At 43.3% G+C, this 3,634-nt stretch carries 3 protein-coding genes and 1 pseudogene; 2 read left to right on the top strand and 2 right to left on the bottom strand.

Annotated features, from left to right (window positions below):
• The first annotated feature begins 454 nt into the window (after positions 1–454).
• Complete coding sequence (gene mobV / locus GNF10_RS35795) at positions 455–2,251, top strand: MobV family relaxase (protein ID WP_185607438.1); 1,797 nt, start codon at positions 455–457, stop codon at positions 2,249–2,251.
• Positions 2,252–2,328: 77 nt separating this feature from the next.
• On the opposite strand, the gene GNF10_RS35790 is transcribed toward mobV, so the two are convergent.
• Positions 2,329–2,553 carry a hypothetical protein gene (locus tag GNF10_RS35790; protein ID WP_185582160.1) on the bottom strand — a complete coding sequence of 75 codons (225 nt, stop codon included), beginning with the start codon at positions 2,551–2,553 and terminating at the stop codon, positions 2,329–2,331.
• Between the two features lie 192 nt (positions 2,554–2,745).
• On the opposite strand from GNF10_RS35790, the pseudogene GNF10_RS35785 reads away from it, so the two are divergent.
• Positions 2,746–2,969: pseudogene (locus GNF10_RS35785) on the top strand (tyrosine-type recombinase/integrase); the annotation flags it as partial.
• Positions 2,970–3,266: 297 nt separating this feature from the next.
• On the opposite strand, the gene GNF10_RS35780 reads toward GNF10_RS35785, so the two are convergent.
• Positions 3,267–3,488 carry a hypothetical protein gene (locus tag GNF10_RS35780; protein ID WP_185582161.1) on the bottom strand — a complete coding sequence of 74 codons (222 nt, stop codon included), beginning with the start codon at positions 3,486–3,488 and terminating at the stop codon, positions 3,267–3,269.
• Between the last annotated feature and the right edge of the window lie 146 nt (positions 3,489–3,634).

The raw sequence follows: 3,634 nt of genomic DNA, 5'->3' as shown, positions 1-3,634 counted from the left end.
ATCTTAGTTTGCGACCCACCAACGTCCACGCTGAGGTAAATGTCAGTCATGCAAATAGCTGGTTAAAACGATGATCTAATTTTAGTGCAGATTTAGAGCAGAATGGCACTATATAAGTGCAGATTTTGCACTAATTTAGCACAATCTGGCACTCGTGATTTACCTCGGTTCATGACCTAAATGCTGATTTTGGCTGACCAAATTGTGCCAAGTTGCTCAATATTTGTGCTGAGTTGCTCCATATTTGTGCCAAGAGGTCGCTTTGCGGCGGGAGTGGGTGCTGTTGCCGGAGAATTTCGCTTGGGTGTACCATGTTGGTGGTGTACTCACTACACTTTTGCGCCCTGCGGGTGGGCTGCGCCCATTCCTCGCTCCGCTCAGAACACAAAAGTTACGTTCGCCCCTGCGGGGAGTTTGCACCCATTGGCACAACTGCAAAATCCGAAAAAAAACAATGGTGGCTTTAGCGATTCTGCGCGTTGAAAAACTCAAGTCTTTCGGCAACATTGGCGGTAGCGAGAAGCATACTGCCCGTTTACAAGATACCCCAAATGCCGACACCACTAAAAAAAATATCCGGCTGATTGGCATGGAGGATGATTCACCGCTTGAAGTTTTGGTGAAAAACAAGATAGCCAACACAACTTTACACAAACCGCGCAAGGATGCCGTGCTGTGTAGCGATATTTTTCTTTCAGCATCCCCAGAATATTTTCGCCCCGATAATCCATCAAAAGCCGGGGAATGGGATAATCCCCGAATGTTGGACTTTGTTAAGGCTTCTCGCAGTTGGCTAGTCAATAACTATGGTGATAAGTGCGTCAGGGCAGAGTTGCATTTGGATGAAGCGACTCCCCACATTCATGCCTATGTCGTACCCATCAACGAAAAAACCAAGCAGTTAAGCCACAAAGAAATGTTTGGGGGTAATGGTCGTGCTGCCAGCATTAAGTTATCCAAACTCCAAGATAGCTATGCTGCTGCACTCGCTCCTTTGGGCATTGAACGAGGGGTTAAGGGCAGTAAGGCAACCCACACCAAAGTAAAGGAATATTACCAAGCGGTTAACAGTGAACCACTCACTGCCGTCTGGTCGAATAAGAAACTAGCTCCCCAACCGCTTGAATCAGCTACAAATTACGTTGCCCGGATTCAGAATGATGACCAATTCCACGCCATCAACCACCAACTGGCTGACCGGGCTTTCATGCAAGAGCGACTAGAACGGGCGGAGCAACGGGCTTATGCTAGCGAGAAGGAACGACAACGGCTAGAAGAAATTGTACGATCGCTGGAGTTGAAAACCCAACAACTACGCGACTTGGCTTTAGAGGATGTCGCCTGGGAGTTGGGGCTAAATTACGAGCGTGAGCGGTGGCGGGGTCACGGACACATCATTAATATAGATGGGCCCAAATTCTACGACTTTGCTCCCGAACACTCCAAAGGCTCTGGCGGTGCGATTGATTTGGTGATGCACGTTAATCAGTGCAATTTTCGGCAAGCGGTTGTCTGGTTAGATGAGCGATTTGGTGAAGCTGGTGTAGAACGTGCAGCGATCGCTCACGTTAAGAACAGGGCGGCTGACATTATCCAGACTGAACCACGTTCCCAATTCGCTCCACCTGTTGAAGATAAAGCTAACTGGTCTGCCGTTGAACATTACCTCACTCAATTTCGGGGCATCCGCTCTGACTGTATTCAAATGCTTCATAACCAGGGGCTAGTTTACGCTGATCAGCAACAAAATGCTGTTTTTGTCATGCGGAATCTTGAGGGTCAACGTAACGGTGCATTCCTAAGAGGAACTAGGGGAGAGAACAACACTTTTAAGGGATACGAGAAAGGAACCAAACGCAGTGATAGCTGGTTTTACTTCAGTTTGGGGGGAAAGGCTAACGATAAAACCTCAACAGCGATTTTGTGCAAGTCCCCCATTGATGCTATTTCAAGAGCCATGCTGGAATATCTGAAGAGGGGCGATGTCCCACCCGAAAGAACAGTTTATATGGCTATTGATGACATCAAGAGCTTACCACTTGAGCGATTGCAGAAAGTTCCTAATATACTGGTGGCGTTTGGTAACGATAAAAGCACTGATGCGGCAGCACAGCGTGTATTAGAACTAATGCCACAGTCCCAAATCAAAAAATCTAAAGCCAGTGATTGGAATCAGCAGCTACTCGATTATGGGCAGCAGTTAAGGCAACAGCAGCAACAGCAGGAGCAGGATGATGAATTGAGTCTTTAAAAGTCAACGTTGAAGACAGTGAACTGTACAGTCCCCACTTGTAGCATAAAAGTAGTATTTTAGTAGTTTTTTTTGCTTCAAGTGATTTGAAATTCACTTAAATCATCATTTTTCGCTCCAAAAAACTTTCTGCCAAAGATGGCGTACTGTGCGTCAAAATTCAAAATTAATTTGCCGCTAAAGTGCCGCAGGTATGCCATACATACTCCATGAGTTAACCATGTTTTTATCATAAAAATCGGTTCCAGGAACTTCCAAGAAGCGGTAAGAAGTGACTGGAAAATGACTACTAGTTGCCCCATATTGCCATGAGTTTTATGTTATTTTGACTGAAAATTGCCACAGAAATGACATACTCTCAATTTGGCTATGCTGATTTGTTTTGATACCAAGAAAATCACGACGAAAATTTTCTAATAGGGATGCTTTTGATCAGCTTGCTCCCAGTTAGGAATAGATCCATCTGGTTCATCAATGACTGGGATTTTAGACGTGGCGTGAGTACCCACAGCTTCAGGCGTACCGCGCTCACCCCTTCAGGAGTAACGCTGGCATACCACTGCGGGTAATTCAGGAAATCTCTCTTCATCGGAATTTGGAGCAGTTGCAGAAATATTTGGAAGTGAGCGACGAGCAGGTGTTGGGAGCGGCGGCGGCGTTGTCTATGCTGTCACCAGTTGGCGAAAATGTCGGGAAATACACGATAAAAATCACATGAAAGTCAGAAGATATTATTTTTAACAATCCCTACAGAATAAGGGTTATAGCGATTTTGATAAATTAAAAACAGTGTTAAACACCATATAAAAAATAGTATATTTAATTTCCTGCAACCACGAAAGTAAAACCCAAAGTAAAGACTGCAACGACTGAATAGACCGTAGAACAGTTAGAACTACCTACAAATTAGAATAGACAACCTTTTTGGGGAAGGTTGCCTATCGCACGCGATATGCTAGTTTGAGAACAACATTATAATCCAAGTCTCTTGTCAGTCAATCTGGTAAGAGGCTTTTTATTGTTTATTATCTGAGGTTTTTCCCAAATAACCAGCTATTAAAAGCGTACAAACATTAATAAAAGCTAATCTTGCATCAGGATTGTGAAAAGAAAATCCAAAAAGAGCAAAATAGGAAGTTACCGCTAAAAAATGTGGGATGTGGTCTATATAGTTAAATTGCTGCTTTCGGTATGGTGCAAGATTAAGCTTTTTAACTAGTGAAGCAAAATTTTTCATTAGACGCATTGTTAGATAGATTACGTCTAATCTAAGACATCAACAGTATCATTAACAACAGTACAAAACAACTGTACAAGATATAATTTTTTAGTTACTAATTGTACATAAAAAAGCATTAACTGCATTTATAATCTGTTTAATAC

The sequence above is a fragment of the Nostoc sp. UCD121 genome, from assembly GCF_014222285.1.
Lineage (GTDB): Bacteria > Cyanobacteriota > Cyanobacteriia > Cyanobacteriales > Nostocaceae > Nostoc.
The sequence above is the reverse complement of the archived record's forward strand: the minus strand, read 5'-3'. Positions and strand labels throughout refer to the sequence as shown.

Bases quoted from the DNA above. Each gene is read 5' to 3' on its own strand.
- mobV (WP_185607438.1), top strand. From the start codon at position 455: ATGGTGGCTTTAGCGATTCTGCGCGTTGAAAAACTCAAGTCTTTCGGC.
- GNF10_RS35790 (WP_185582160.1), bottom strand. From the start codon at position 2,553: ATGGGGCAACTAGTAGTCATTTTCCAGTCACTTCTTACCGCTTCTTGG.
- GNF10_RS35780 (WP_185582161.1), bottom strand. From the start codon at position 3,488: ATGAAAAATTTTGCTTCACTAGTTAAAAAGCTTAATCTTGCACCATAC.